1 pseudogene is annotated in these 312 nt (G+C 49.7%); it reads right to left on the reverse strand.

Annotated features, from left to right (window positions below):
* Nucleotides 1–79 precede the first annotated feature (79 nt).
* A pseudogene (locus ACSZO1_RS22795) lies at nucleotides 80–235 on the reverse strand (IS630 family transposase); the annotation flags it as partial.
* Between the last annotated feature and the right edge of the window lie 77 nt (nucleotides 236–312).

Genomic DNA, 312 nt, shown 5'->3' on the forward strand with positions numbered 1-312 from the left:
GGTTCTTTGTTCATTTACCATACGATGACAGGACGAAAAAATGGTTCCCATCGAATTAATCGCACCTTCCCTAATACCGCTACACTTTTGCCAGACCATGTCCCCCTCCGGGGAACGGACTGGCGGTTTCCATAAAATGGCGAACTTTTTTCAACAGTTGCCACATTGAGCGGCACTGATGATTTCGCGTTATCGTGTCGTGTAACGCCTGCCATAACCGTTCGGCGGATTCAATTCCGAAGTGCAACGCTAAGCCGCCAATCTTAGCTCTGCAAACACCACAGACGGTTGCCTGAATCCGAGACACTTGCG

Source organism: Erwinia sp. V71 (assembly GCF_965644245.1).
GTDB lineage: Bacteria > Pseudomonadota > Gammaproteobacteria > Enterobacterales > Enterobacteriaceae > Erwinia.